Origin of the sequence: Micromonospora coriariae (assembly GCF_900091455.1) — a bacterium.
Taxonomy (GTDB): domain Bacteria; phylum Actinomycetota; class Actinomycetes; order Mycobacteriales; family Micromonosporaceae; genus Micromonospora; species Micromonospora coriariae.
This window is the reverse complement of record NZ_LT607412.1, coordinates 3,704,830-3,730,038: the sequence shown is the minus strand read 5'-3', so window position 1 is coordinate 3,730,038 and position 25,209 is coordinate 3,704,830. Positions and strand designations below refer to the sequence as shown.

Annotated in this window: 24 protein-coding genes; 13 read left to right on the top strand and 11 right to left on the bottom strand. The window is 72.6% G+C overall.

Annotated elements, in window-relative coordinates; genetic code table 11:
• The first annotated feature begins 127 nt into the window (after positions 1-127).
• The 4 genes from GA0070607_RS17510 to GA0070607_RS17495 all read left to right on the top strand — a co-directional run bounded on the left by GA0070607_RS17510 (position 128) and on the right by GA0070607_RS17495 (position 7,590).
• A complete protein-coding gene (locus GA0070607_RS17510; RefSeq protein ID WP_089019161.1) occupies positions 128-3,874 on the top strand; it encodes a multifunctional oxoglutarate decarboxylase/oxoglutarate dehydrogenase thiamine pyrophosphate-binding subunit/dihydrolipoyllysine-residue succinyltransferase subunit in 3,747 nt (1,248 codons plus the stop codon).
• A gap of 206 nt (positions 3,875-4,080) precedes the next feature.
• Complete coding sequence (locus tag GA0070607_RS17505) at positions 4,081-4,260, top strand: DUF6104 family protein (RefSeq protein ID WP_074314166.1); 180 nt, start codon at positions 4,081-4,083, stop codon at positions 4,258-4,260.
• Between the two features lie 148 nt (positions 4,261-4,408).
• The gene (pta, locus tag GA0070607_RS17500) at positions 4,409-6,478 is read left to right on the top strand and encodes a phosphate acetyltransferase (RefSeq protein ID WP_089019160.1); all 2,070 of its coding nucleotides are present in this window, start codon (positions 4,409-4,411) and stop codon (positions 6,476-6,478) included.
• The gene (locus GA0070607_RS17495; RefSeq protein WP_089019159.1) at positions 6,475-7,590 is read left to right on the top strand and encodes an acetate/propionate family kinase; all 1,116 of its coding nucleotides are present in this window, start codon (positions 6,475-6,477) and stop codon (positions 7,588-7,590) included. The genes pta and GA0070607_RS17495 overlap by 4 nt, the downstream gene beginning before the upstream one ends.
• 66 nt (positions 7,591-7,656) lie before the next feature.
• On the opposite strand, the gene GA0070607_RS32780 is transcribed toward GA0070607_RS17495, so the two are convergent.
• Complete coding sequence (locus GA0070607_RS32780) at positions 7,657-7,830, bottom strand: hypothetical protein (protein WP_172899053.1); 174 nt, start codon at positions 7,828-7,830, stop codon at positions 7,657-7,659.
• A gap of 159 nt (positions 7,831-7,989) precedes the next feature.
• On the opposite strand from GA0070607_RS32780, the gene GA0070607_RS17485 reads away from it, so the two are divergent.
• The 3 genes from GA0070607_RS17485 (at position 7,990) to GA0070607_RS17475 (ending at position 10,551) form a co-directional block, all read left to right on the top strand.
• A complete protein-coding gene (locus GA0070607_RS17485) occupies positions 7,990-8,895 on the top strand; it encodes an alpha/beta hydrolase family protein (RefSeq protein ID WP_089019157.1) in 906 nt (301 codons plus the stop codon).
• 81 nt (positions 8,896-8,976) lie between these two features.
• Complete coding sequence (locus GA0070607_RS17480; RefSeq protein ID WP_089019156.1) at positions 8,977-9,510, top strand: nucleotidyltransferase domain-containing protein; 534 nt, start codon at positions 8,977-8,979, stop codon at positions 9,508-9,510.
• Positions 9,511-9,585: 75 nt separating this feature from the next.
• A complete protein-coding gene (locus tag GA0070607_RS17475; protein WP_089019155.1) occupies positions 9,586-10,551 on the top strand; it encodes an alpha/beta hydrolase family protein in 966 nt (321 codons plus the stop codon).
• Between the two features lie 44 nt (positions 10,552-10,595).
• On the opposite strand, the gene GA0070607_RS17470 is transcribed toward GA0070607_RS17475, so the two are convergent.
• From GA0070607_RS17470 to GA0070607_RS17460, 3 genes are all read right to left on the bottom strand, one after another.
• Positions 10,596-11,558: a zinc-binding dehydrogenase gene (locus GA0070607_RS17470; protein ID WP_089019154.1), complete on the bottom strand. Its 963-nt coding sequence runs from the start codon at positions 11,556-11,558 to the stop codon at positions 10,596-10,598.
• Between the two features lie 99 nt (positions 11,559-11,657).
• Positions 11,658-12,836 carry an NAD(P)-dependent malic enzyme gene (locus tag GA0070607_RS17465; protein ID WP_089019153.1) on the bottom strand — a complete coding sequence of 393 codons (1,179 nt, stop codon included), beginning with the start codon at positions 12,834-12,836 and terminating at the stop codon, positions 11,658-11,660.
• A gap of 143 nt (positions 12,837-12,979) precedes the next feature.
• Positions 12,980-13,330: a S24/S26 family peptidase gene (locus tag GA0070607_RS17460; protein ID WP_231929967.1), complete on the bottom strand. Its 351-nt coding sequence runs from the start codon at positions 13,328-13,330 to the stop codon at positions 12,980-12,982.
• An 84-nt stretch (positions 13,331-13,414) separates the two neighbouring features.
• Between GA0070607_RS17460 and sodN the strand changes: the two genes are divergently transcribed.
• The 3 genes from sodN to GA0070607_RS17445 are packed head-to-tail and all read left to right on the top strand — an operon-like array spanning position 13,415 to position 14,777.
• The gene (sodN, locus tag GA0070607_RS17455) at positions 13,415-13,819 is read left to right on the top strand and encodes a superoxide dismutase, Ni (protein WP_089019152.1); all 405 of its coding nucleotides are present in this window, start codon (positions 13,415-13,417) and stop codon (positions 13,817-13,819) included.
• Positions 13,816-14,337: a GNAT family N-acetyltransferase gene (locus tag GA0070607_RS17450; RefSeq protein ID WP_089019151.1), complete on the top strand. Its 522-nt coding sequence runs from the start codon at positions 13,816-13,818 to the stop codon at positions 14,335-14,337. Before sodN ends, GA0070607_RS17450 begins: the two co-directional genes overlap by 4 nt.
• A 32-nt stretch (positions 14,338-14,369) precedes the next feature.
• Positions 14,370-14,777, top strand: a complete 408-nt coding sequence (locus GA0070607_RS17445; RefSeq protein ID WP_074314190.1) for an ATP-binding protein — start codon at positions 14,370-14,372, stop codon at positions 14,775-14,777.
• Between the two features lie 33 nt (positions 14,778-14,810).
• Here GA0070607_RS17445 and GA0070607_RS17440 read toward each other — a convergent pair whose 3' ends face one another.
• Positions 14,811-15,200 carry a hypothetical protein gene (locus tag GA0070607_RS17440; RefSeq protein WP_089019150.1) on the bottom strand — a complete coding sequence of 130 codons (390 nt, stop codon included), beginning with the start codon at positions 15,198-15,200 and terminating at the stop codon, positions 14,811-14,813.
• A gap of 43 nt (positions 15,201-15,243) precedes the next feature.
• Here GA0070607_RS17440 and GA0070607_RS17435 point away from each other — a divergent pair, with 43 nt between their 5' ends.
• Entirely contained in the window at positions 15,244-16,194 is a 951-nt protein-coding gene (locus GA0070607_RS17435) for a diacylglycerol/lipid kinase family protein (RefSeq protein WP_089019149.1), read from the top strand.
• A gap of 447 nt (positions 16,195-16,641) precedes the next feature.
• Positions 16,642-16,899 carry a WhiB family transcriptional regulator gene (locus GA0070607_RS17430; RefSeq protein WP_007072794.1) on the top strand — a complete coding sequence of 86 codons (258 nt, stop codon included), beginning with the start codon at positions 16,642-16,644 and terminating at the stop codon, positions 16,897-16,899.
• Between the two features lie 105 nt (positions 16,900-17,004).
• On the opposite strand, the gene GA0070607_RS17425 is transcribed toward GA0070607_RS17430, so the two are convergent.
• The 4 genes from GA0070607_RS17425 to GA0070607_RS17415 are packed head-to-tail and all read right to left on the bottom strand — an operon-like array spanning position 17,005 to position 20,424.
• On the bottom strand, positions 17,005-17,787 hold the full coding sequence (locus tag GA0070607_RS17425; RefSeq protein ID WP_408630913.1) for a sirohydrochlorin chelatase: 783 nt from the start codon (positions 17,785-17,787) through the stop codon (positions 17,005-17,007).
• 5 nt (positions 17,788-17,792) lie between these two features.
• Positions 17,793-18,554: a phosphoadenylyl-sulfate reductase gene (locus GA0070607_RS17420; protein WP_089019148.1), complete on the bottom strand. Its 762-nt coding sequence runs from the start codon at positions 18,552-18,554 to the stop codon at positions 17,793-17,795.
• Entirely contained in the window at positions 18,551-18,712 is a 162-nt protein-coding gene (locus GA0070607_RS32775) for a hypothetical protein (RefSeq protein ID WP_172899052.1), read from the bottom strand. Before GA0070607_RS32775 ends, GA0070607_RS17420 begins: the two co-directional genes overlap by 4 nt.
• On the bottom strand, positions 18,709-20,424 hold the full coding sequence (locus GA0070607_RS17415; RefSeq protein ID WP_089019147.1) for a nitrite/sulfite reductase: 1,716 nt from the start codon (positions 20,422-20,424) through the stop codon (positions 18,709-18,711). Before GA0070607_RS17415 ends, GA0070607_RS32775 begins: the two co-directional genes overlap by 4 nt.
• 344 nt (positions 20,425-20,768) lie before the next feature.
• On the opposite strand from GA0070607_RS17415, the gene GA0070607_RS17410 reads away from it, so the two are divergent.
• Entirely contained in the window at positions 20,769-22,253 is a 1,485-nt protein-coding gene (locus tag GA0070607_RS17410; RefSeq protein ID WP_089019146.1) for a glycosyltransferase family 39 protein, read from the top strand.
• Positions 22,254-22,425: 172 nt separating this feature from the next.
• Here GA0070607_RS17410 and GA0070607_RS17405 read toward each other — a convergent pair whose 3' ends face one another.
• Both GA0070607_RS17405 and GA0070607_RS17400 read right to left on the bottom strand, forming a co-directional pair.
• Entirely contained in the window at positions 22,426-24,018 is a 1,593-nt protein-coding gene (locus GA0070607_RS17405; protein WP_089019145.1) for a PAS domain-containing sensor histidine kinase, read from the bottom strand.
• Positions 24,019-24,043: 25 nt separating this feature from the next.
• Positions 24,044-25,075, bottom strand: coding sequence for an SIS domain-containing protein (locus GA0070607_RS17400; RefSeq protein WP_089019144.1), 1,032 nt, complete (start codon positions 25,073-25,075; stop codon positions 24,044-24,046).
• Positions 25,076-25,209: the final 134 nt, after the last annotated feature.

The following is a 25,209-nucleotide window of genomic DNA, read 5'->3' as shown; positions in this document are numbered from 1 at the left end:
CACCGAGGCGGAAATGCCTGCGCGATCGGTACGGCGTAGCCTGGGAGCCGTCCTGTCCGTGCTCCGAACCGGGCGCGACGGACACCGCGTGACACACAAACCCGCGTGAAAGAGGCGATTACCGGCCGTGTCGACCCAGCAGACTTCGCAGGATAACCCACTGGCGGGTTTCGGCCCGAACGAGTGGATCGTCGAGGACATGTACCAGCGCTACCTCGCCGACCCAACGAGTGTCGATTCGGCCTGGCACGACTTCTTCGCCGACTACCGACCGGCGCCGGGTGCCGCCACCCCGCGCGGCGGTGAGTCGACGGGCACGCCGGCAGCACCGGAGCCGGACGGCCAGCCCGAGGCGGCCGCGTCGGTCAGCCAGCCCAGCGCCCCGGCGAAGCCGGCGGCCGCCAGCAAGCCGGCCGTCGCCCAGCCGGCGCCGGCCAAGCCCGCACCGGCGAAGGCCGCCGCGCCGGCGAAGGCCGCACCGGCCAAGCCGGCCGAGAAGGCTGCCGCGCCGACCGCCGAGGGCCCGCAGACCACGCCGCTGCGCGGGGTCGCCGCGAAGATCGTCCAGAACATGGACGCCTCGCTGAGCGTGCCCACCGCGACAAGCGTGCGCGCGGTCCCGGCCAAGCTGCTGGTGGACAACCGCATCGTGATCAACAACCACCTCGCCCGTGGGCGCGGTGGCAAGGTCAGCTTCACCCACCTGGTCGGCTACGCGATGGTCCGGGCGCTGGTCCAGCACCCGGAGATGAACAACTCCTTCGCCGAGGCCAACGGCAAGCCGGCCGTGGTCCGCCCGGCGCACGTCAACCTCGGCATCGCCATCGACCTGGCCAAGCCGGACGGCACCCGCAACCTGGTGGTCCCCTCCATCAAGGGCTGCGAGCAGATGGACTTCCGGCAGTTCTGGCAGGCGTACGAGGACGTGGTCCGGCGGGCGCGGCGCAACGAGCTGACCATGGAGGACTACTCCGGCACCACGATCTCGCTGACCAACCCGGGCGGCATCGGCACAGTGCACTCGATGCCGCGGCTGATGCAGGGGCAGAGCGCGATCATCGGCGTCGGCGCCATGGAGTACCCGGCGCCCTACCAGGGCATGTCCGAGGCCACCCTGGCCGAGCTGGCGGTCAGCAAGATCATCACGCTGACCAGCACGTACGACCACCGGATCATCCAGGGCGCGCAGTCCGGCGAGTTCCTCAAGGTGATGCACGAGCTGATCCTGGGCGAGCACGGCTTCTACGACGAGATCTTCACCTCGCTGCGGATCCCGTACGAGCCGGTCCGCTGGGTACGCGACGTCGCGGTCAACTCCGAGGGCCAGATCAACAAGACCGCGCGGGTGCACGAACTGATCCACGCCTACCGGGTGCGCGGGCACCTGATGGCCGACACCGACCCGCTCGAGTTCAAGATCCGCAAGCACCCGGACCTCGACGTACTTCAGCACGGGCTGACCCTGTGGGACCTCGACCGCGAGTTCCCGGTGAACGGCTTCGCCGGCCGGCAGCGGATGAAGCTGCGCGAGATCCTCGGCGTGCTGCGCGACTCGTACTGCCGCCGGGTCGGCATCGAGTACATGCACATCCAGGACCCGGAGGAGCGGCGCTGGATCCAGGAGCGGATCGAGCGCAAGTACGAGAAGCCCTCCCCGGACGAGCAGAAGCACGTGCTCAACCGGCTCAACGCCGCCGAGGCGTTCGAGACCTTCCTGCAGACCAAGTACGTCGGCCAGAAGCGCTTCTCGCTGGAGGGTGGCGAGTCGCTGATCCCGCTGCTCGGCGAGGTGCTGGAGTCCTCCGCCGAGAACGGGCTGGACGAGGTCGTCATCGGCATGGCGCACCGGGGTCGGCTCAACGTGCTGGCCAACATCGTCGGCAAGCCGTACGAGAAGATCTTCTCCGAGTTCGAGGGTCACCTGGACCCGCGCTCGACGCAGGGCTCCGGCGACGTGAAGTACCACCTGGGCCAGAACGGCAAGTTCACCACCCCCAACGGCGAGCACGCGGTCAAGGTGTCGGTGGTGGCCAACCCGTCGCACCTGGAAGCCGTCGACCCGGTGCTGGAGGGCATCGTCCGGGCCAAGCAGGACCGGATCGACCTCAAGCTGGAGGGCTACACCGTGCTGCCGCTGGCGGTGCACGGTGACGCCGCGTTCGCCGGGCAGGGCGTGGTCGCCGAGACGCTCAACCTCTCGCAGTTGCGCGGCTACCGCACCGGCGGCACCGTGCACGTGGTGGTCAACAACCAGGTCGGCTTCACCACCGCCCCGGAGTACAGCCGGTCCAGCCTCTACAGCACCGACGTGGCCCGGATGATCCAGGCGCCGATCTTCCACGTCAACGGCGACGACCCGGAGGCCGTGGTCCGGGTGGCCCGGCTGGCCTTCGAGTACCGGCAGGCGTTCAACAAGGACGTCGTGATCGACATGGTCTGCTACCGCCGGCGCGGGCACAACGAGGGCGACGACCCGTCGATGTCCAACCCCCAGATGTACAAGATCATTGACTCGAAGCGCTCGGTCCGCAAGCTCTACACCGAGGAGCTGATCGGTCGCGGCGACATCACCGTGGAGGACGCGGAGGAGCTGCTGCGCGACTACCAGGCGCAGCTGGAGAAGGTCTTCAAGGCCACCCGGGACGCCGCGTCCGCGCCGCGCCAGCTCAACCGGCCGCGCCGCGAGGAGGAGCCGGAGCCGCAGGTCGACACCGCCACCGACGCCTCCGTGGTGAAGGCGATCGGCGAGGCGCACATCAACCTGCCGGAGGGCTTCACCCCGCACAAGCGGATCCAGCAGCTGCTCGACAGGCGGGCCAAGATGTCCGTCGAGGGCAACATCGACTGGGGCTTCGGCGAGATCATCGCGCTCGGCGCGCTGCTGCACGACGGGATCACCGTCCGGCTCGCCGGTCAGGATTCACGTCGCGGCACCTTCGTCCAGCGGCACGCCTCGGTGGTGGACGCCCGCACCGGCGACGACTACCTGCCGCTGAAGTCGCTCACCGGCGATGGCGAACGCTCCCGCTTCTTCGTGCACGACTCGCTGCTCAGCGAGTACGCCGCGATGGGCTTCGAGTACGGCTACTCGGTGGAGAACATCAACGCGCTTGTCGCCTGGGAGGCCCAGTTCGGCGACTTCGTCAACGGTGCCCAGTCGGTGATCGACGAGTTCATCTCCTCCGGCGAGGTGAAGTGGGGTCAGCGCTCCGCGGTCACCCTGCTGCTGCCGCACGGCCACGAGGGCCAGGGCCCGGACCACACCTCCGGCCGCCCCGAGCGGTTCCTGCAGATGTGCGCCGAGGACAACATGCGGGTCTCCATCCCGACCACCCCGGCGAACTACTTCCACCTGCTGCGCCGCCAGGCCCTGTCGCCGAAGCGCAAGCCGCTGGTGGTCTTCACCCCGAAGTCGCTGCTGCGGCACAAGCTCTGCGTCTCGTCGGTGGAGGACTTCACCACCGGCACCTTCCAGCCGGTGCTGCGCGACACGGCAGCCCCGGCGCCGGAGGCGGTGAAGCGGGTGCTGCTCTGCTCGGGCAAGATCTACTACGACCTGTTCCAGGCCCGGCAGGAGCGCGGCGTCACCGACACCGCGATCGTCCGGATCGAGCAGCTGTACCCGCTGCCGGTGGAGGAGATCCGGGCCGCCCTGGCGCAGTACCCGAACGCTGAGGACTTCGCCTGGGTGCAGGAGGAGCCGGCCAACCAGGGCGCCTGGTCGTTCGTCGCGCTCAACCTGCTGGAGCACCTCACGGACGTCCGGCTTCGGCGGATCTCCCGCCCGGCTGCGGCCGCCCCGGCGGTCGGCTCGGCGAAGACCCACGAGGTCGAGCAGAACGCCCTGATCGAGGCGGCACTCCCCCGCCCCTGAGCTCCACCCATCCCTGCGACACCCCGGTCCCGCCCGCTCCCCGCGGGCGGGACCGGCGCCCTTTCCCACCGCCGCGATCTAGGGCTTATCGTCGTGAGTCGATCTCGAATCGCGACGATAAGCCCTAGATCGACGCAGCAGAGATCGACGCAGCAGAGACGCACGCACCAGAGACGCACGCATCAGCGAGGAGCGAGGACGTTCCGATGTACTTCACCGACCGCGGTATCGAGGAACTGGTTGAGCGCCGGGGTGACGAGCAGGTGACCCTGGAATGGCTCGGCGAGCGCCTGCGTGATTTCGTGGACCTCAACCCCGACTTCGAAACCCCCATCGAGCGCCTGGCCACCTACCTGGCCCGCCTCGACGACCCCGACGACGAGTAACGCCCCCCCCCCGCGCGTTGATCATGAAGTTATTGCCACGACTCGCCGGCAACACGGGCAATAACTTCATGATCAACCGAGAAAGCCGCGGGGGTGGAGGGGGCGGAGGGCCCGGGTCGGGGGGTGCGCGATCTTCTAGGGTGGGGACGTGGCCCGGAGCGTGTATCTGACGAGTGTGGGATCGGGCGGGGGTAAGTCGACAGTCGCCCTCGGGCTGGCCGAGTTGCTGTCCCGCCAGGTCGGGCGGATCGGCGCGTTCCGGCCGTTGGTCGCCGACTCCGGCCCGGACCCGATCCTCGCCCTGCTCAGCGAGCGTTACCGGATCGAGCAGCCGCTGGCCGAGCTGGCCGGGATGAGCTACACCGAGGCCACCGCACTGGTCGCCGACGGCCGGCGGGAGGAGCTGATCTCCGCCATCGTCGAGCGCTACCGGGCCGTGGAGCGGCAGTGCCCGGCGGTGGTCGTGGTGGGCAGCGACTTCGACGACCCGGGCGACCCGGCCCGTCCCCGGGAACTGGCCTTCAACGCCCGGCTGGCCACCGAGTTCGGCAGCGTGGTGGTGCCGGTGGTGGACGGCTTCGGGCAGGAGCCGGCGGCCGTCGCGGCCGCCGTGCGGGGGGCGTACCACGATCTGGCCGACCTGGGCGCGACAGTGCTCGCGGTGATCGCCAACCGGGTGCCCGGGCCGATGAGCCTGCCCGAGTTGCCCGTGCCGGCGTACGCCATCCCTGAGGTGCCGAGCGTGTCGGCGCCGACGGTGGCCGAGGTGGCCGCGGCCCTCGACGCCACCCTGCTCGCCGGGGACGACGCCGCGCTCGGGCGGGACGTGCTGGACTTCGTGGTCGGCGCCGCACACGTGCCCACCCTGCTGGACCACCTCACCGAGGGCGCCCTGGTGATCACCCCCGGAGACCGCGCCGACCTGCTCGTCGCCGCCAGCGCCGCGCACGTGGCCGGGCAGGTGTCGGTGGCCGGGCTGGTGCTGACCCTCGGCGAGCAGCCCGACCCCCGGGCGATGCGGCTGGTGGAGGGGCTGAACACCGGCTTGGCGGTGCTCTCCGTGCGCAGTGACAGCTACGACACGGTGGCCGCGTCCAGCCGGATCGAGGGCCGGCCCAGCGCGGCCAACCCGCGCAAGGTGGAGGCCGCGCTCGGCGCGTTCGAGCGCTGTGTGGACACCGACGACCTGGCCCGCCGGCTGCGCGTCAGCCGGTCGACCCGGGTCACCCCCCTGATGTTCGAGAACGAGCTGATCGACCGGGCCCGGTCGCAGCGCCGGCACCTCGTGCTGCCGGAGGCCGCCGACGAGCGGATCCTGCGCGCGGCGGAGATCCTGCTCCGTCGCGGGGTGGTCGAGCTGACCCTGCTCGGCCGGCCGGACGACGTCGCCCGGCGTACGCGTGAGCTGGGCGTCGACCTCGGCGACGCGCACGTGGTCGATCCGGTCACCAGCGGGTGGCGGGACGAGTTCGCTGTCGAGTACGCCCAACTGCGCGCCCACCGGGGCGTCACCGCCGAGTTGGCGCACGACATCGTCGCCCAACCGAACTACTTCGGCACCCTGATGGTGGCCACCGGACGGGCCGACGGCATGGTCTCCGGCGCGACACACACCACCGCCGCCACCATCCGGCCGGCGTTCGAGATCATCCGAACCGTGCCGGAGGTCTCGGTGGCCTCCAGTGTCTTCTTCATGCTGCTCGCCGACCGGGTGCTGGTCTACGGCGACTGCGCGGTCAACCGCGACCCGGACGCCGCCCAGCTCGCCGACATCGCGATCTCGTCCGCCGACACCGCCGCCCGGTTCGGCATCGAACCCCGGGTGGCGATGCTGTCGTACTCCACGGGCAGCTCGGGCGCCGGCGCGGACGTGGAGAAGGTCGCCGCGGCCACCGCGCTGGTCCGGGAGCGCCGGCCCGACCTGCTGGTCGAGGGGCCGATCCAGTACGACGCCGCGATCGACCCGGCGGTGGCGGCGGCCAAGCTGCCGGGCAGCCCGGTCGCCGGCCACGCCACGGTCTTCATTTTTCCCGACCTCAACACCGGCAACAACACGTACAAGGCGGTGCAGCGCTCCGCCGGGGCGGTCGCCGTCGGCCCGGTGATGCAGGGCCTGCGCCGGCCGGTGAACGACCTGTCCCGGGGCGCGACCGTGCCGGACATCGTCAACACGGTGGCGATCACCGCCATCCAGGCGGCCACCGAGGAGGCCTCGTGAGTCGGGTGCTGGTGCTCAACTGCGGGTCGTCGTCGGTCAAGTGGCGCCGCTACGACGGTGACCGGGTGCTCGGCCAGGGCACCGTCGAGCGGGTCGGTGAACCCGGTGGCGGCCCGGCGGACCACACCAGCGCCGTCCGGCAGATCCTGGCCGGGCAGGACCTGAGCGGACTGGCGGCGGTCGGGCACCGGGTGGTGCACGGCGGGCGGACGTTCACCGCGCCGGTCCTGGTCGACGACGCGGTGCTGGCCGCGATCCGGGACCTGGTCCCGCTCGCCCCGCTGCACAACCCGGCCAACCTGGCCGGCATCGAGATGGCCCGCGAGACGCTGCCGGACGTTCCGCAGGTCGCCGTCTTCGACACCGCGTTCCACCACACCCTGCCGGAGGCCGCCGCCACCTACGCGATCGACCGGGACACCGCCGAGCGGTACGCCATCCGCCGGTACGGCTTCCACGGCACCTCACACGCGTACGTCTCCCGGCGCACGGCCGAGCTGCTGGGCCGCCCGTACGAGCAGCTCAACACGATCACCCTGCACCTCGGCAACGGGGCCAGCGCCTGCGCGGTGGCGGACGGCCGCAGCGTCGCCACCTCGATGGGCATGTCCCCGTTGCAGGGGCTGGTGATGGGCACCCGCAGCGGCGACCTGGACCCGGCCGTGATCTTCCACCTGCGCCGGGAGGGTGGGCTGTCGGTGGACGAGATCGACGACCTGCTCAACCACCGCAGCGGCCTGCTCGGGCTGACCGGCGTCAACGACATGCGCGAGGTGCTCCAGCGCCGGGCGGCCGGGGACCAGGCGGCGGAGCTGGCCTTCGACGTGTACTGCCGGCGGATCACCGGCTACGTGGGCGCGTACTACGCGCTGCTCGGCCGGGTCGACGCGATCACCTTCACCGCCGGGGTGGGCGAGCACGCGGCGCCGGTGCGGGCCGCCGCGCTGGCCGGGCTGGACCGGCTCGGCATCGTCGTGGACCCGGCCCGCAACGCCGGGAACGGTGACCGGGTGATCTCGCCCGAGGGCGCCGAGGTGACCGTCTGCGTCATTCGCACCGACGAGGAACGGGAGATCGCCCGGCAGGCACGGGCCGTGGTCGAGGCCGGCTGACGCCACTCCGGCCGCTCGTCACGCGGGCGCCTCGCCCGCCGGTCACACCCGGCCGGACCGGCAGGCTCAGCCCAGCGCCAGCCAGGCGACGAGGGCAACCAGCAGCACGACGACCACCGCCGCACCGATGATCAGCGGCAGGCGGGACGGGGACTCCGCCGGCGCGCTGGCCTCCGGCGTCTGGGTGAACGCGCGGAACGCCTCGGTGTTACCGCTGGGGTCGGTGTAGTTCTCAGGCATGCCGGTGACCCTAGCGAAGCCGGTCGCGGCGCACCGCCCCCCGCCCATGGCACCCGGTGGTGTCGACCCGGCCGGCGGAGCTGACCCGACCCGGCCGGCGGGTGCAGCCGGACCGGACGGCGGGGTCGCTGCCCACACCCGGGCACCTACCGTGGAACGATGGGGTCGGGGCGGCTGATCGCCGTGCTGGTGACAGCGCTGCTGGCCGGTTGCGCGCCGGCCACGGCCGTGGCGGGCGGGCCCACCGCCGCCCCGGACGGGCCGTCGGCGCGCCGGGCGCCCGAGGGGTCGTACGTCGTCGGCGTGCGTACGCTCACCCTCGATCCCCGCTCGGCGCGCCCCCTGCCGGTGACCATCTGGTACCCGGCGTCACCCGACGGGGTGGCCGCCGGGCGGTTCCCGGTGATCATCTACAGCCACGGCCTGGACAGCCGGCCCGGGCTGCACGCAGGGCTGACCAGCCGCTGGGCGGCGGCCGGCTTCGTGGTGGCGGCTCCCGCGTTCCCGCACACCCGGCGCGGTGCCGCCCGGTTCACCCGGGCCGACGTCCGCAACCAGCCGGCCGACTGCTGGCGGCTCATCCGGCACCTGAGCCGCCTCGACACCGATCCCGCTGATCCGCTCGCCGGTCACCTGGCCCTGGCATCGATCGCCGCCGCCGGTCACTCGGCCGGCGGCTTCACCACGGCCGGCATGTTCAGCGAAGGCCATCCGGCCCGGCTGCGCGCCGGGATCGTGATCGCCGGGGGCGGACTGCCCGGCAGCTTCGCCGGGCCGGCCGCGCCCCTGCTCTTCGTGCACGGCACGGCCGACCCGGTGGTGCCGGTGGCGGTCGGCCGGGCCGCGTACCGGCGTACCCCCGGGCCGGCCGCCTTTCTCAGCCTGCTCGGCCAGGACCACGGTGCGTACCTCGTCCCAAGCAGTCCGGGGTTCGCCCCGGTTCTCGCCACCACCACCGACTTCCTCCGCTGGACCCTCTACGACGACAGCGCGGCCGGCGCCCGCCTCCCCGCCGACGCCCGCGCCCCCACCCTGACCAGCTACGAATCCCGCCCGGCCCGCTGACGACCCCGCCACACCCGCCCGCCCGGATGTCGGAGCGGGCAGCCCGGATGCCAGCGGGGACGACGCCGGTACGGTGGCGCGGTGGACGAACTCGCGCGCCGCCAGTTGGCGAGCATCGCCGAGGTGATCGCGGTGACCGGGTCGGCCGCGATACCGGTGTGGCTACGGGGCGGCTGGGCGATGGACTTCCACCTCGGCTCGGTGACCCGCCCGCACGTCGACGTCGACTGGTACTGCTGGCGGGGCGACGCGGAGCGGCTGGCCACCCTGCTGCTGGCCCGAGACTGGCGGCCCGATCCCCGGATGCCGGTGGAGCAACAGCTCGACCTGTACGCCGGCGACGTGGAGGTCAGTTTCGCGTACCTGGGTCGGGATCGGGCCGGTCGGCCGACGGTGGGAGCCGGATCGTGGGCCGGCACGCCGCTGCCGGCCGGGATGCTGGACGCGCCGCCAGGCCGGATCGGCGCGCTCACCGTGCCGACGATCTCGGTGGCAGCCCAGATCGAGTTCAAGCAGATGTACCCGATCTGGATGCCGGAGCGTCAGCGCCGGCCGAAGGACGCCGACGACCTGGCCCGGCTGCGTGCCACCGTCCCGCCGCCTCCGGAAGGCTGAGCGCTGGGTGAGCGGGTGACCACGCCACGCCGAACCCGGCCGATCGGGTCAGCCGGGCAGGGCACAATTGGATTCATGTCCCGTCGCGTCACCCCCGCGCTGCTGGCCGGCGCCCTGCTCACTGCCGGCCTGGTCGGCTGCTCCGCGGACGCCCGGAAGGCCGAGAGCGGGCCGGCACCGGTCGAGCCCTCCGCCGTCGCCTCGGCGACGCCGCGGGTACCCGCCGGGACCGCGCCACAGCGAGCCTTCGCCGTCGGCGTACGCCAGCTCAAGCTGAACCGGGACGGCCGGGCGCTGCCGGTGACGCTCTGGTATCCGGCGGCCGGGGAGGCCGGTGGGGCGGCCAAGCGGTCGGCGGCGGCAGCGGCTGGCCGGTTCCCCGTGGTGATGTTCAGTCACGGCCTGGGCGGGCGGCCGGACGACTACGCCACGCTGCTGACCCGGTGGGCGGCGGCGGGCTTCGTGGTGGCCGCGCCGGCCTTCCCGCACACCTCCCGGGGTGCCGACGGCAATGTCCTCGACGTGCTCAACCAGCCGGCCGACGTGTCCTACGCGCTGACCAAGGTGCTGGCGCTCGACGGCGCGGCGGGCGACCCGCTGCGCGGCCGGCTGGACGCCGAGCGGGTGGCCGCGGCCGGGCACTCGGCCGGCGGGGTGACCACCATCGGCCTGTTCACCGCCAGCCGGGACGAACGGCTGGACGCCGGCGTGGTGTTCGCCGGCACGGCCCTCGGCGTGGGTACGGCGTTCGCCGGCGCGGCCGCGCCCCAACTGTTCGTGCACGGCGAGCTGGACGAGGTGGTCGACTACGCGGCGGGCCGGGCCGCGTACGACAAGGTGCCCTGGCCGAAGGCGATGCTGAGCCTGCCGAAGGGTGACCACGGGCGGGCGCTGCTCAGCGACGGCGCGGCGCTGCGGGTGGTCTCGGACACCTCCGTCGAGTTCCTCCGCTGGACGCTCTACGGCGACCCGGCGGCCAAGAAGCGCATCTCCACCGACGCGACCCGCGGCGACATCGCCACCTTCGACGACCACCTGTAGGTGGCCGGGCGAAGGCGGATCATGAAAGCGACGCCGCGGACGGGTCAGGCGGTGTGGTCGACGACGACCTTGCCGAAGGCGTCACCGGAGTGCAGCCGGGCGAAGGCGTCCTCGACCCGGCTGAACGGGACCACGCTGTCCACCACCGGGCGCACGTCGCTGTCCGCGCAGAACGCCAGCAGCTCGTACAGCTCGCCGGGGGTGCCCATCGAGGTGCCCAGGATCTCCAGCTGCATGGCGAAGATCCGGCGCAGGTTGACCGACGGTTCGTGACCGGCGGTGGCGCCGGAGACCACGATCCGGGCCATCGGCGCGGCCGACTTCATCGAATGTTCGAAGGTGGCCGCGCCGACCGTCTCGATCACCACGTCGACCCGTTCCGGCAGCCGGGCACCGGGTTCCACGGCGGTGGCGCCGAGGGCGGTGATCCGCTCCCGCTTGATCGCGTCGCGGCTGGTCGCGTACACCCGCTTGCCCATCGCGACGGCGAGCGCGACGGCCGCGGTGGCCACGCCGCCGCCCGCGCCCTGCACGAGCACGCTGTCGGCGTCCTCGACGCGGCCCTTGGTGGTCAACATCCGCCACGCGGTCAGCCAGGCCGTCGGCAGGCAGGCCGCGTCGGTCGCCGCCATCCCGTCGGGCAGCGGGACCAGGTTCGACCGGGGTACGGCGACCCGCTCGGCGAGGGTGCCGGGGAAGTGCTCGGAGAGGATGGAGACGCCGCGCGGGTCACCCCGGGTGACCACCACCGGGTAGACGACCACCTGGTTGCCCTCCGGGTCCACGCCGACCGCGTCGCAGCCGAGGATCATCGGCAGCTGGGCCTCGGTGAGCCCCACCCCCCGCAGTGACCAGAGGTCGTGGTGGTTGAGCGAGGTGGCGCGCAGCTGCACGGTCACCCAGTCGTCGGCCGGGTGGGTCGGCTCGGGCCGCTCACCGACAGTGAGCGCGGCGAGCGGATCGGCGTCGTCGAAGCGGGAGGCGAAGGCAGCACGCATGATCGGCACGGTAACAAGCCGAGCGCCGGTTAAGAAGAGACCCTTCCACACACCCAGCGTTAGGAAGGGACCCTTCCTATGCACCAGGCGTTAAAAAGGTGCCCTTCCTTACCGGCGGGCGACGCCGTCACGGCGGGCCGCCTCGGCGACCGCCTCGGCCACCGCCGGGGCGACCCGGGGGTCCAGCGGCGACGGGACGATCGCCTCGGCGGTCAGCGACTCGGCCACCACGCCGGCGATCGCGTCCGCGGCGGCGACCTTCATGCCCTCGGTGATCCGGGTGGCCCGCGCGTCCAGCGCGCCCCGGAAGACACCGGGGAAGGCGAGCACGTTGTTGATCTGGTTGGGGTAGTCGCTGCGCCCGGTGGCGACCACCGCGACGTGCCGGGCGGCCACCTCGGGGTGCACCTCCGGAGTCGGGTTGGCCAACGCGAACACGATCCCGCCGGGCGCCATGCCGGCGACCGCGGCCTCCGGGATCTGCCCGCCGGAGACGCCGATCAGCACGTCCGCGCCGCGCAGCGCCTCGGTGATGTCGCCCTGCCGACCGTCGGCGTTGGTGCTCGCGGCCAGTTCGGCCTTGGTGCCGGTCAGCTCGGTACGGTGCCGGCCGATGATCCCCTTGGAGTCGCAGACCACCACCTGGTCGGGGTTGACGCCCCCGGCGACCAGCATCTTCGTCACGGCCACGCCGGCCGCACCGGCGCCGCTCACCGCGACCCGCAGGTCACCGAGCTTGCGGTTGAGCAGGGTGGCGGCGTTGCGCAGCGCGGCGAGCACCACGATCGCGGTGCCGTGCTGGTCGTCGTGGAAGACCGGGATGTCCAGCGCCTCGTCGAGCCGGCGCTCCACCTCGAAGCAGCGCGGCGCGCTGATGTCCTCCAGGTTGATCCCGCCGAACGAGGGGGCCAGCGCCCGCACCACGGCGACGATCTCGTCCACGTCCTGGGTGTCCAGACAGACCGGCACCGCGTCGACCCCGGCGAACTGCTTGAACAGCACCGCCTTGCCCTCCATCACCGGCAGCGCGGCACGCGGGCCGATGTTGCCGAGCCCGAGCACCGCCGAGCCGTCGGTGACCACCGCGACGGCGTGCGACACCCAGGTGTAGTCGTCGGCCAGGTCGGGGTCGGCGGCGATCGCCTCACACACCCGGGCCACCCCCGGGGTGTACGCGAGGGAGAGGTCCTCCCGGCTGGTGAGCGGCACCGTCGAGGTGACGGCCATCTTGCCGCCCCGGTGCAGCTGGAAGACGGGATCAGCGGGGTCCACGGTGGACGAAGGCATGGCGGTGACTCCAGGATCTGTCGAGCAGACGGGGCGGCCGGCCCGGCCGCGAGGTGGGCGGCGAGCGGTGGCACGCGGTGCGGGGGGTCACCCGGGCACTTTCCGAGCATAGTGTCGACACTGCCCCTCGGATGTGAGCAGGGTCATAACGGCCGACGCGGGACCCGTCCGGGGCGCGGCCAGTAGCGGGCCACCACCCGCCCCCGCACGTCGGCCACCCCGTACGCGCGGGAGTCGTCGGTGACCAGGTCGTTGTCCCCCCGAAGCCACCAGCCGCCGTCCTGCGCCCGGACCACCCGCTTCACCACCAGCAGCTCGGGGCGGCTACGGAAGACCGCGACCACCACGTCACCGGGGCGGATCGGGCGACCGTGGGGGCGGACCAGCACCGCGTCGCCGTGCCGCAGCGTCGGCGCCATGGACGGACCGGTCACCAGGACGGCGGTCAGCGGCCCGCGCAGCCGGGGAGCCCCCGCCGAGTGATCGGCCCGCACTGGTTTCACCTCCACCCGCTTCGGGGAGCATTCCCAGGAGTAATGTCGCCTTTGATCATCGCAAACTTCCCATGGAGGATCCCGATGCGACTTCCACGCATCCTTGCGCCCCGCGTCACCGCGAGCGCTCACTGCGACCTGCCGTGCGGCGTCTACGACCCGGCCCAGGCCCGGATCGAGGCCGAGTCGGTCAAAATGATCTGCGAGAAGTACCAGGCGAACACCGACCCGGAGTTCCGCACCCGGGCGGTCATCATCAAGGAGCAGCGCGCCGAGCTGGTCAAGCACCACCTGTGGGTGCTCTGGACCGACTACTTCAAGGCCACGCACTTCGAGAAGTACCCGCAGCTGCACCAGATGTTCAACGAGGCCACCAAGCTCGCCGGCGCCGGTGGCGTCAAGGGCAGCCTCGACCCGGCGACCGCCGACAAGCTGCTCGCGAAGATCGACGAGATCTCGAAGATCTTCTGGGAGACCAAGAAGGCGTGACCTCACCCGTCACCCCGACGATCCGGCCGGCACGTCCCGAGGATGTGCCGGCCGTCGTCGCCATGGTTCACGAGCTGGCGGAGTACGAACGCGCCCCCGACCAGTGCCACCTCACCACCGAACAGTTGACCTCGGCCCTGTTTTCGACTGCGCCGGCGCTCTTCGGCCACGTCGCGGTCGACGAGCACGACCAGCCGATCGGCTTCGCGCTGTGGTTCCTCAACTTCTCCACCTGGGCCGGCGTGCACGGCATCTACCTGGAGGACCTCTACGTCCGACCGTCCGCCCGGGGCACCGGCGCGGGCCGGCTGCTGCTCGCCACCCTGGCCGACATCTGCGTACGACGCGGCTACCGGCGGCTGGAGTGGTGGATGATCGACTGGAATCCGGCCGCCGGGTTCTACGCCTCGATCGGCGCGGAGCAGATGAGCGAGTGGGTCCCCTATCGGCTCAGCGGCGACGCGCTGCGCGACCTCGCCAGCCAGGCCGCCGCCGCCGGCACGCGTCCGGGCGACTGACCGGGTAGAGTCCCCGACCGGGGGGATGAGGCGTGACTCAACTGACCGGCCAGCCAGCGACCGACGACGACGTGGTGCACCTCACGGTGCCCGCCGACGGCGGTTACCTCGGCGTGCTCCGTACCGCCACCGCCGGTCTCGCGGCCCGGTTGCAGTTCGCGCTCGACGAGATCGAGGATCTGCGGATCGCGGTCGACGAGGCGTGCGCCATGCTGCTCGCCATCGCCACCCGCGACGCTGAGCTGGAGTGCCGGTTCTCGGTCACCGAGGACGCCCTGACCGTCGAGGTGACCGTGCCGACCGTGCGCGGCGCCACCCTGCCCGCCGAGTCGTCCTTCGCCTGGAAGGTGCTCACCGCGCTGACCACGTCGGCGTCCGCCACGGCCGCCGACGGCCGGGCGACGATCTCGTTGCTGACCCGCCGCTCCAGCGGCTACTGACCGATCCGTCGCCCGGTCGGGCGCGGAGCCAGGTCACTCGAAGCCGAGCGCCCGGGTCGTCGGGGGGCTCACCAACAGCCAGCTGACGCCCAGGCCCAGTGCCATCAGCGGCACGCCGAGCCAGCCCATCCCGGCCTGGATCATGAACCACCCGATCGGCAGCAGCATCAGCTGAAGCACGATCGCGGGGGCGCGCGCGCCGGCCTGGCGGCGCAGCAGCGCGCGGCCCAGCGCCCACAGCGCGACGGCCGCGCCGAGGGCGAACGCGGTCACCAGCAGACCGGACAGCAGATCGCGGGTGGGGGCGGTGAGATCGGCCCAGACCAGCCAGACGGCGATCAGCCCGACGGCGACCGCCTCCGCCCACAGCAGACGCACCGCCCAGCGGAGCGTGACGGGAATCGGGGCCGAGTCGATGGTCACGCGCGCCACGATACCCGGGCTACCGGGAGGTACAGTGCCGCCCATGCGGGCCGTCCTGGTGGTCAATCCGAAGGCCACCACCACCAGCGAACGCAGCCGGGACGTGCTTGTCCGGGCACTGCGCAGCGAAGTCGACCTCAGCGTGCGCTACACCCGCCGGCGTGGGCACGCCATGGCGCTGGCCCGGGAGGCCGCTGCGGAGGGGGTCGATCTGGTCGTCACCCTGGGTGGCGACGGCACCGTCAACGAGGTGGTGAACGGCCTGATGACGGCCGAGCCGCCGGCCAGCGCCGATGGGGCCACGCTGGCGGAGCGGCTGCCCGCGCTGGCGACCGTTCCGGGTGGCTCGACCAACGTGTTCGCCCGCGCGCTGGGCCTTCCCCGGGAGTGGCCGGAGGGGACCAGCATGATCCTCGAAGGGCTGCGTCTGGGTCGGCACCGGACGATCGGGCTGGGGCGTGCGGACGACCGCTACTTCACCTTCTGCGCCGGGTTCGGCCTGGATGCCGCCGTGATCCACCGCGTGGAGCAGGCACGCCGTCGGGGTCGCGTCTCCACTCCGGGTCTCTACCTGCGCTCGATCATGAACCAGTACTTCCTCGCCTCGGACCGACGGCACCCGGCGATCAGGTTGGAGCGTCCCGGTGAGTCCGCGGAGGGTGAGCTGGCCACCGTCATCATCCAGAACACGGCGCCCTGGACGTACCTCGGCGACCGGGAGATCAACCCGAACCCGGAGGCGTCGTTCGACCTCGGGCTGGACGTGCTGGCGCTGCGTCAGCTGCGGGTGGCCAGCACGACACGGACGGTGACGCAGTTCCTGTCCCGCCGGCCGGATCCACGCGGCCGGCAGGTGTTACGACTCCATGACACGGCGGAGTTCACGCTGCTCTCCAACCGTCCGCAGGCGTTCCAGCTGGACGGTGACTACCTGGGCGAGCGGGAGAAAGTCAGATTCACATCCGTTCCCGCCGCACTGAGAGTAATCTGCTAGGTCTCGGGTACTGCCCTAGGTCGACGCGGCCACCACTGCATCGACGCGGTCGCCGCCACACCGAGGGGCAGGTGCCGGAAATGTCAGCAATGTCACGCGGACTGTACTATATTGATCCTCGGCTGTGGCACGGCGGGTAACCAGGAAGGCACTGGAACCCGGACAAATAGGTTGTGGGCTTGCTCACCGCCCGGAGTTTTTCCGAGCGTCACCCTTGACATCGCGAGTGTTCGTGAAAGTATTCACAAGCGAACTTGAGTTACCGGGACATTGCCTGGATATGCTCGTCAGGTTGAGCTGTTCCAGCAGGTCCCCAGGGCTAACCGCCTGCTCACGCACTGCCGAATGGACCGACGCGAACTGTCACCATCGGCACTGCGGATGCATATAGGAAAAGCACTACAAGCAATAATTGCCACCCCATCCAGAATGAGGAGTGTTGCCGCCATGGACTGGCGTCACCATGCTGTCTGCCGCGACGAGGACCCGGAGCTGTTCTTCCCTATCGGGACGTCCGGACCGGCTCTCCTGCAGGTCGAGCAGGCCAAGGCCGTCTGCAGGCGCTGCTCCGTGACCGACCAGTGCCTGCAGTGGGCGCTCGAGTCGGGTCAGGACGCCGGCGTCTGGGGCGGAATGAGCGAAGAGGAGCGGCGTGCTGTCAAGCGTCGCGGCGGCCTCCGGGTCCTGCGCGCTCACTCCGCCTGATCCCACGACACAGCTGAACGCCCTGGCGGGTCCGCCCGCCGGGGCGTTCCGCTTTCCCACCCCCGCTGGCCCGCACCGCTGATCATGCGCAGCCGGCGACCTCGATCACACCGCCGGCGCCAGGACTCTGCCGGACCGCTCGTCGACCCGTCGCAGCACCAGCTCGACCAGCTCCGGGGCGTCGGTCAACGGATCGGCCACCGCCACCGCGCCGGCCGTCCGGGCCGCCTCGGCCACCGCGTCGTGAAAGAGGCCCGGCGCCAGGAAGTATCCGGCGACCGCCACCCGGCGAGCGCCGGCCGCCCGTAGCCGGGCCACCGCGACACCGGTCTCCGGCGGGGCCGCCGAGGCGTACGACACCCGGCAGGGCACCCCGAACTCCGCGCCGAGCGCGTCCGCCACCAGGCCCACCGAGCCACGCGCCCGCGCGTCCCGGGTGCCCGCCGCCGCCAGCACCAGCGCGTCGAAGCGACCCGTCCAGGACTCGCCGAGCCGGCGCCGCAGCCCGGCCAGCAGAGTCGTCTCCACCGTGCCGTCCGCCGGGCCGAGCACGTCGGTCACCCGTACCTCCAGCGAAGGCCCGGCCCGCGTCGCGGCGGCGACGGCCGCCGGGATGTCGACCCGATGGTGGTACGCGGCGGTCAGCAGCAGCGGCACCAGCACCGCGCGGCGGTGGCCGGCCGCCGCCAGCCCGCGCAGCACCTCGGTCGGCCCCGGCTCGGTGTGGTCCAGCCAACTCGTCCACACCGGGGTGTCCGGACGGGCGGCCGACACCGCCCGGCCCAGCGCCCGGGTGGCCTCGGCCGCTCGGGGATCACGGCTGCCGTGCGCGACCAGCACCACCGGATCCGCCCCGCCGGCCGCACGGCGGCCGGTCGGGGTCGTCACCGAGGTCAGCCGTGCAGTCCGCACTCGGTCTTCTCGAACATGGCCCACCGGCCGGCCCGCGCGTCCTCGCCGGCCTTGGTCCGGCGGGTGCACGGCCAGCAGCCGATCGAGCCGTAGCCCTGCTTGAACAGCTCGTTGACCGGCACGTTCCAGCGGGCGATGTAGGCGTCCACGTCGCCCTGCGACCAGGCCGCGATCGGGTTGACCTTGACCTTGCCCCGCCGCCCGTCGAAGGTCACCACCGGCGTGTTGGCCCGGGTCGGCGACTCGTCCCGGCGCAGGCCCGCGGCCCAGGCGTCGTACCCGGTCAGCGCCCGCTCCAGCGGCTCCACCTTGCGCAGCTGGCAGCAGTCGTCGGGTGACTTGTTGAACAGCCGAGGACCGTACTGGCCGTCCTGCTGACCGACGGTGAGTCGAGGGCGGATCGACCGGACGTTCACCGGCAGCGTCCGCGCCACCTCGTCCCGCACCCGGAGGGTCTCCGGGAAGTGCAGGCCGGTGTCGAGGAAGACCACGTCCACCCCCGGGGCCACCCGGGACACCAGGTGGGCCAGCACGGCGTCGGCCATCGAGCTGGTGACGCAGAACCGGTCGTCGAAGGTCTGCGCCGCCCAGCGGGCGATCTCCAGCGCCGGAGCGCCCTCCAGCTCCCGAGCAGCCTGCTCGGCCAGCGCCCGCAGCTCGTCGGGGCTGCGACGGGCCGGATCGGCCGGGGTCGGACCGCCCGGACCCACCAGGCCCAGGCCGGCGGCGGAGACAAGGCTCACCGGTTCACCGCCCGCGAGAGCAGCCCGGTGAACTTCACCGAGAAGACCCGGGCGCAGGCGTGGCACTCCCAGGCGCCGTGCCCCGCCTCGTGCGGCCGTAGATCCTCCTCGCCGCAGTACGGGCAGTACAGAGGTGCCGCTCGGTTCTCGCTGCTCATCGCAGTTCCTCCTCGTCGACTCTGATCACCCAGTTGGCGAACGTCTCGCCCTCGCTGCGACCGGCCAGGTAGCGCAGGGCCAGTCGTTCCACGTACTCCGGAAGCTCCTCGGCGGTGGTCTTCAGGCCACGCAGCTTGCGCCCGAAGCCGGCGGTCTGCCCCTGCGCCATGCCCAGGCCGCCACCCAGGTGCACCTGGAAGCCCTCGACCTGCCGACCGTCCGGGCCGACCACCAGCTGGCCCTTGAGCCCGATGTCGGCCACCTGTGTGCGGGCGCAGGCGTTCGGGCAGCCGTTGATGTGGATCGAGATGTCGGCGTCGAAGTCGCGCAGCCGCTGCTCCAGCCGGGCCACCAGCTCCTCGCCGCGAGCCTTCGTCTCGACGATGGCGAGCTTGCAGTACTCGATGCCGGTGCACGCCATGGTGCCGCGCCGCCAGGCCGACGGCCGGGCCTCCAGGCCGATCGCGCGCAGGGCGTCGACCAACGACTCGGTTCGCTCCGACGGCACGTCGAGCACCAGCAGCTTCTGGTACGGGGTGAGCCGCACCCGGTCACTGCCGTGCGCCTCGACCACGTCGGCCAGCTGGGCGAGCTGCCCGCCGGAGACCCGCCCGACCACCGGGGCGGCCCCGACGTAGTGCCGCCCATCGGCCTGCTCATGCACGCCGACGTGGTCGATCGGCTTCGCCGGCAGGTCCGGCGCCGGGCCGTCGAGCAGCGTCCGGCCGAGGTAGTCCTTCTCCAGGACCTCGCGGAAACGCTCGATGCCCCAGTCGGCCACCAGGAACTTCAACCGGGCACGGTTACGCAGCCGCCGGTAGCCGTAGTCGCGGAAGATCCCGACCACGCCGGCCCACACGTCCGGCACCTCGGCCAGCGGCACCCAGACGCCGAGTCGCTGCGCCAGCATGGGGTTGGTGGAGAGGCCACCACCGACCCAGACGTCGAAGCCGGGGCCGTGTTCGGGATGGTCGACGCCGAGGAAGGCGATGTCGTTCGACTCGTACGGGGTGTCCACCAGCCAGGAGATCGACGTCTTGAACTTGCGGGGCAGGTTGGAGAACTGCTTGTCCCCGACGTACCGGGCGACGATCTCGTCGATCGCCGGCGTGGGGTCGAGCAGCTCGTCGCGGGCCACCCCGGCGACCGGGCTGCCCAGCATGATCCGGGGGCAGTCGCCGCACGCCTCGGTGGTCTGCAGGCCGACCGACTCCAGTCGGCGCCAGATCTCCGGCATGTCCTCGACCCGGATCCAGTGGTACTGGATGTTCTGCCGGTCGGTGATGTCGGCGGTGTCCCGGGCGAACTCCCGGGAGATGTCCGCGATGACCCGCAGCTGGGCCAGGCTGAGCTGACCGCCGTCGATGCGGACCCGGAGCATGAAGAACTCGTCCTCCAGCTCGTGCGGCTCCAGCACGGCGGTGCGCCCACCGTCGATGCCGGCCCTGCGCTGGGTGTAGAGGCCCCACCAGCGGAACCGGCCGCGCAGGTCCTGGGGGTCGATGGAGGCGAAGCCGCGGTGCGCGTAGATGGTCTCGATCCGGGCCCGGACGTTGAGCGGGTCGTCGTCCTTCTTGATCCGCTCGTTGGGGTTGAGCGGCTCGCGGTGCCCGAGCGCCCACTGACCCTCACCCCGTGGCCGGCGCGTCACCGCCCGGGCGGGGCGGGTCGTCGGGTCCTCGGAACGGGCCGGCATGCTGCTGACCGCCATCGCGGCGTCCTCCGTTGTCTGCTGTGCCTCGGGGCGGGCGCGGGGCGCGGCGGCCGGCCCGTCGAGAGCGGGCGGGACAACGGTGTCTGAGACAGCCGGCGCGGAGCGCGCCCGAGACAGATGGGTCGGGCGTCGTCAGTTGGCCGGACAGATCGCGCTGCGCACGCGGCCGTAATCAACGTGGCGACGAGCCACGAAGCGGCGGACGACAGCGGCGGTCATGGGCTCATGCTGCCACACCGCACGGGGGCCGGCCAATGAGCGCGTGCCGGATCCCACATCACGGGCCGGGCCGGCCGTGACAGGCTCGGGCCGTGGGCATATTGTCCGAAAAGTCACCCGGGGTGGTGCGGAGTCGGCTGCACCGCGTACCGGTCTGGCTTCCTCCGGCGGGGCTGACCCTGGTGGTCACCGGCACCGGACTGGGCTCGGCCCAGCTCTGGCGCGACGAACTGGCCACCTGGAGCGCCGCCACCCGGTCACCCGGCGACCTGGCCCGGCTGGCCGGCACCATCGACGCCGCCACCGGCCCGTACTACCTGCTGATGCACGGCTGGCTCGCGCTCGTCGGCGACTCCACGGTGGCCCTGCGCGCGCCGGCGGCGCTGGCGATGGCCGCCGCCGCCGGACTGCTCGCCCTGCTCGGCGCGCGGCTGGTCGACGGACGTACCGGTCTGTTCGCCGGGCTGCTCTTCGCGCTGCTCCCCGGCACCTCCCGCTATGGCCAGGAAGCCCGCCCGTACGCCCTGGCGACCGCGCTCGCGGTCCTCGCCACCCTGCTGCTGGTGACCGCGCTGCGCCGGCCCGGCTGGGCGCGGTGGGCCGGGTACGCCGCCGCCGTGGCCGCGCTCGGGCTCACCCACCTGATCGCGCTCACCCTGCTCGCCGCGCACGCGCTGGTCGTGCTGGTCACCTGGTGGCGCGGCTCCGCCGCAGCCGGGGTGATCGAGTCGGACGGGACCGGCGAGGCGGGTCGGTCGGACCGACGGGTGTGGCGGTGGGTGGTCGCGCTGGTGCCGGCCGCGCTGCTGGTGAGCCCGCTGCTGCTGAAGGCCGGCACGCAGCGTTCCCGACAGTTGGACTGGGTCGCGTCGGCCCGCCTGGACGACCTGAGCGCGCTGCCCGGTGGGGTGGCCCAGAGTTCCGTGGTGGGTGGGTTGCTGGTCGGGATCGCCGCGCTGGGTGCGGCCCGCCTCGGCCGGCGGGCGCTGCTGCCGGTGGGCGCGGTGCTGCTGCCCGTGCTGCTGCTCTTCGCCGCCGGCACGGCCGTGCCGCTGTGGGTACCCCGGTATCTGGTCTTCGTGGTGCCCTTCGCCTGCCTGCTGGCCGGCGCGGCGCTTGCCGGTGTGGCCGTCCCGGCCGCGCTGGCCGTGGTTGTCCTCGCCGGGCTGCTCGGCCTGCCCGACCAGGCGGCGCTGCGCCGGACCCACGAGTGGCCGCGCACCGCCCCGGTGGACTACGCGGGCGCCGCCCGGGTGATCGCCGACGGGCAACGGCCCGGGGACGCCGTGGTCTATTCGCCCCGGGACAGTTGGCTCTTCCTCGATCTCGGCGTCGATTACCACCTGGGGAACCCGCCGCGGGACGTGCTGGTCACCGAGGACGAGGTCCGCCGGGGCGATCTGTGGGCGGCCGAGTGCCCGCGACCTGCGCAGTGCCTGGCCGGCACGCCACGGGTCTGGCTGGTGGTCGCCGGGCGGCACGCCGACCCGCTGGCCACGGTGGCCGGCGCCAAGGGCGAGGCGTTGCGCGCGGACTTCACCATCGCGCGGGTCTGGCAGCGCCCCGGCCTGACCGTCGCCCTGCTCACCGGCCTCCCCGGCCGCTGACCTGGCCGCCGGCGCGCGCCGGCTGTGGGTCGTCGGGTCGTCTCACCCTGGTGAGCGTGATACCTCTGAGGAATATTTATGACTCACAGGTATCGCGCTCGTCCGCACGTCCGCGCCCGGAGCCGACCCGCCCGGGCCCGGAACACCCGCCGCGGCGGCAGGGGCTGGTAGGTCAGGGTTGCGAGCGGCCGTCGGGCCCGCTGCGGGCCAGCGGTACGACGAGCACCGCCTCGGTGCCACCGTTGACGCCGGCGCGCAACTCGATGGTGCCGCGCAGCTCGCCGGTGACCAGCGCCCGGACGATCTGGAGGCCGAGCCGGCTGCCGCTCTCGGCGTCGAAGTCGGGTGGCAGCCCGCGCCCGTTGTCCGCCACCGAGACGTGCAGCATCTTGCGGAACCGGTGCGCCGAGACCACCACCTCGGGTCGCAGCGACGGGTCGACCTCAGGCGCGGCGACCGGCACCATGCCGGAGGCCGCCGGTACCGGAACCTCGTCCGCCTCGTCGGCCGGTGGGAAGCCGTGCTCGACGGCGTTGAGCAGCAACTCGTTGAGGACCATCACCAGTGAGGTGGCGATCTCCGCCGGCAGCACGCCGAAGCTGCCCCGCCGGCGCATGCCGACGCTCACCTCGGTCGCCGCGACCTCGGTCGCCGCGCTCGCCACGCGGTCGACGATGCCGTCGAACTCGACCGCCTCGTCGCTGGACATGGAGAGCGTCTCGTGCACCAGGGCGATCGAGGCGACCCGGCGGACCGACTCCTCCAGAGCGACCCGGGCCTCCGGCATGGCCACCCGGCGGGCCTGCAACCGCAGCAGCGCGGCCACCGTCTGGAGGTTGTTCTTCACCCGGTGGTGGATCTCCCGGATGGTGGCGTCCTTGGTGATCAGTGCCCGGTCCCGGCGGCGGACCTCGGTGATGTCCCGGACCAGCACCAGCGCGCCGATCGGCACCCCGGCGGGCATCAGCGGCAGCGCCCGGGTGAGCATCGTGGCGCCCCGCGCGTCGATCTCCCGCCGGGGCGGCGCCTCGCCGCGCAGCGCGGCCAGGATCCCGTTCGCCGCCTCGGTGCCGTCCAGCGGGTCGCCGGCCAGTCGGCGGTGCAGCGCGGCCAGATCCTCCCCCACCAGGTGGGAGGCGTAGCCCAACCGGCGGTACGCGGACTGCGCGTTCGGGCTGGCGTAGGTGACCTTGCCGCCGGCGTCGAGCCGGACCAGGCCGTCGCCGACCCGGGGCGCGGAGGTGGTCTCGCCCGGGTGCCGCGGCGGCGGGAAGGTGCCGTCCGCGATCATCTGGGCCAGGTCGTCGGCCGTGGTCAGGTAGTTGAGCTCCAGCTGGCTGGGGGTACGCGCGGTGGAGAGGTTGGTGTCCCGGCCGACCACGGCGATCACCTCGCCGGCCTCCCCCTCGGCGGTGCGCAGCCGGACCGGGATCGCCTCGTGCCGGGCCGGTACGTCGCCGTACCAGACCGGGTCGCCCTCCCGCCAGATCCGGCCCTGGGAGTAGGCGACACCCAGGTGGGCGACCTCCGGCCCGCCGACGATCCGTCCCACCTGGTCGTCCTGGTACGCGGTGGGCGCGGTCGTCGGGCGGACCTGGGCGACGCAGAGGAACGTGCCGTCCGTGTCGACCGGCACCCAGAGCAGCAGGTCGGCGAAGGACAGGTCGGACAGCAGCTGCCAGTCGCCGGCGATCCGGTGCAGGTGGTCGATGTCGGCCGGACGGAGACGGGTGTGCTCCTCGGCGAGGTCGCGCAGCGTGGACACGGTGACCAGCGTGCCACGCCGCGTCTCACATCGTCGCGGTGACCTTCTTCAGCCCGCGCGGCGCGTCCGGATCTTCGCCCCGGGTCAGCGCCAACGCCAACGCCAGCCGCTGCAACGGCAGGATGTCCAGCAGCGGGGCGTACCGCTCGTCGACCTCGGGGACGGCGAGTCGGGTGGCGCCCGGCACGTCGGCGGAGCCGACCACCACGACGTCGGCGCGGCGTTCGCCGAGGCGGGGCAGCACCTCGCCCATCGACCGGCCGCCGGGGCCGGAGCCGACCACGGCGAGCACCGGGACCTCCGGGTCGGTCATCGCGAGCGGGCCGTGCAGCAGGTCGGCGCCGGAGAAGGCGAGCGCCGGCAGGTACGAGGTCTCCATCAGCTTGAGAGCGGCCTCCCGCGCGGTCGGGTAGGCGTACCCGCGCCCGGTGGTGACCAGCTGGCGGGCGAAGCGGTAGCGCGGAGCGAGCTGGGCCGGGGTGTCGTCGGCCAGGGTGCGGGCGGCCAGCTCGGGCAGCGCGTCGAGCGCCTCCCGCTCGGCCGCCGGGAGCACGCCGTCGCCGGCACGGATTCCCTCGACGAGCATCAGCAGAGCGAGCAGCTCGGCGGTGTACGTCTTGGTGGCGGCCACCGCCCGCTCGTGCCCGGCGGCGATGTCGATGCTCAGCTCGGCGACCTCGACCAGCGGGGACTCCGGGGCGTTGGTCACCGCGAGGGTCAGCGCGCCGGAGGCCCGCGCCGCGCGCAGCACCTCGGCCAGGTCGGGTGAGCCGCCGCTCTGGCTGACCCCGACGACCAGCGCGTCGGACAGGTCGGGGCGGGCGCCGAACAGGGTGACGACGCTGGGCGAGGCGAGCCCGGCGGGCAGCCCGAGCCGGATCTCGGCCAGGTACGCCCCGTAGAGGGCCGCGTGGTCGGAGGTGCCCCGGGCGGTGAAGACCACGTGCCGCGGCCGGCGCTCGGCGACGGCAGCCGCCACCCGGGCGATCTCCCCGGCGTTGGCGGTGGAGAGCAGGCGCGTGTAGCCGGCCGGCTGCTCCTCGATGTCGGCGGCCATCCCGGCCCCTGCACGCGTCACGGACACTCCCCTCTTGCGCGGTTCCCGCGCGTTTCCTGCTCAGTCTTGCAGCTTTCAAAGTATCTGAACAACCGAACGAGCAGCACTGCGCAGTTGATCACCGAATGATCTCA

Coding starts and splice junctions, on each gene's coding strand:
- GA0070607_RS17505 (WP_074314166.1), top strand. CDS start 4,081: ATGTACTTCACCGACCGCGGTATCGAGGAACTGGTTGAGCGCCGGGGT.
- GA0070607_RS32780 (WP_172899053.1), bottom strand. CDS start 7,830: ATGCCTGAGAACTACACCGACCCCAGCGGTAACACCGAGGCGTTCCGC.
- GA0070607_RS17485 (WP_089019157.1), top strand. CDS start 7,990: ATGGGGTCGGGGCGGCTGATCGCCGTGCTGGTGACAGCGCTGCTGGCC.
- GA0070607_RS17475 (WP_089019155.1), top strand. CDS start 9,586: ATGTCCCGTCGCGTCACCCCCGCGCTGCTGGCCGGCGCCCTGCTCACT.
- GA0070607_RS17465 (WP_089019153.1), bottom strand. CDS start 12,836: ATGCCTTCGTCCACCGTGGACCCCGCTGATCCCGTCTTCCAGCTGCAC.
- sodN (WP_089019152.1), top strand. CDS start 13,415: ATGCGACTTCCACGCATCCTTGCGCCCCGCGTCACCGCGAGCGCTCAC.
- GA0070607_RS17435 (WP_089019149.1), top strand. CDS start 15,244: ATGCGGGCCGTCCTGGTGGTCAATCCGAAGGCCACCACCACCAGCGAA.
- GA0070607_RS17430 (WP_007072794.1), top strand. CDS start 16,642: ATGGACTGGCGTCACCATGCTGTCTGCCGCGACGAGGACCCGGAGCTG.
- GA0070607_RS32775 (WP_172899052.1), bottom strand. CDS start 18,712: ATGAGCAGCGAGAACCGAGCGGCACCTCTGTACTGCCCGTACTGCGGC.
- GA0070607_RS17415 (WP_089019147.1), bottom strand. CDS start 20,424: ATGGCGGTCAGCAGCATGCCGGCCCGTTCCGAGGACCCGACGACCCGC.
- GA0070607_RS17400 (WP_089019144.1), bottom strand. CDS start 25,075: ATGGCCGCCGACATCGAGGAGCAGCCGGCCGGCTACACGCGCCTGCTC.